General features: G+C 32.2%; 2 protein-coding genes. Both read right to left on the bottom strand.

Annotated elements, in window-relative coordinates; genetic code table 11:
- Positions 1–193 precede the first annotated feature (193 nt).
- Positions 194–715 (bottom strand): replication protein, encoded by a 522-nt coding sequence (locus tag F604_RS12800; protein ID WP_081624259.1) that lies wholly within the window; start codon positions 713–715, stop codon positions 194–196.
- Between the two features lie 80 nt (positions 716–795).
- Entirely contained in the window at positions 796–963 is a 168-nt protein-coding gene (locus F604_RS12795) for a cop-6 protein (protein ID WP_006308237.1), read from the bottom strand.
- Positions 964–1,129: the final 166 nt, after the last annotated feature.

Genomic DNA, 1,129 nt, shown 5'->3' with positions numbered 1-1,129 from the left:
AACAATTCTTATCTCTTTTCAATAGCTATAAATTATTTAATAAGTAAGTTAAGGGATGCATAAACTGCATCCCTTAACTTGTTTTTCGTGTGCCTATTTTTTGTGAATCGATTATGTCTTTTGCGCAGTCGGCTTAAACCAGTTTTCGCTGGTGCGAAAAAAGAGTGTCTTGTGACACTCTTAAATTCAAAATCTATCGGTCAGATTTATACCGATTTGATTTTATATATTCTTGAATAACATACGCCGAGTTATCACATAAAAGCGGGAACCAATCATCAAATTTAAACTTCATTGCATAATCCATTAAACTCTTAAATTCTACGATTACATCTACACCGCCATAAACTATCATATCTTCTTTTTGATATTTAAATTTATTAGGATCGTCCATGTGAAGCATATATCTCACAAGACCTTTCACACTTCCTGCAATCTGCGGAATAGTCGCATTCAATTCTTCTGTAATTATTTTTATCTGTTCATAAGATTTATTACCCTCATACATCACTAGAATATGATAATGCTCTTTTTTCATCCTACCTTCTGTATCAGTATCCCTATCATGTAATGGAGACACTACAAATTGAATGTGTAACTCTTTTAAATACTCTAACCACTCGGCTTTTGCTGATTCTGGATATAAAACAAATGTCCAATTACGTCCTCTTGAATTTTTCTTGTTTTCAGTTTCTTTTATTACATTTTCGCTCATGATATAATAACGGTGCTAATACACTTAACAAAATTTAGTCATAGATAGGCAGCATGCCAGTGCTGTCTATCTTTTTTTGTTTAAAATGCACCGTATTCCTCCTTTGCATATTTTTTTATTAGAATACCGGTTGCATCTGATTTGCTAATATTATATTTTTCTTTGATTCTATTTAATATCTCATTTTCTTCTGTTGTAAGTCTTAAAGTAACAGCAACTTTTTTCTCTTCTTTTCTATCTACAACCATCACTGTACCTCCCAACATCTGTTTTTTTCACTTTAACATAAAAAACAACCTTTTAACATTAAAAACCCAATATTTATTTATTTGTTTGGACAATGGACAATGGACACCTAGGGGGGAGGTCGTAGTACCCCCCTATGTTTTCTCCCCTAAATAACCCCAAAAATCT

It is taken from the genome of Thermus scotoductus DSM 8553, assembly GCF_000381045.1.
Taxonomy (GTDB): domain Bacteria; phylum Deinococcota; class Deinococci; order Deinococcales; family Thermaceae; genus Thermus; species Thermus scotoductus.
This window is presented reverse-complemented; position numbering and strand designations above follow the sequence as displayed.

Coding starts and splice junctions, on each gene's coding strand:
- F604_RS12800 (WP_081624259.1), bottom strand. CDS start 715: ATGAGCGAAAATGTAATAAAAGAAACTGAAAACAAGAAAAATTCAAGA.
- F604_RS12795 (WP_006308237.1), bottom strand. CDS start 963: ATGGTTGTAGATAGAAAAGAAGAGAAAAAAGTTGCTGTTACTTTAAGA.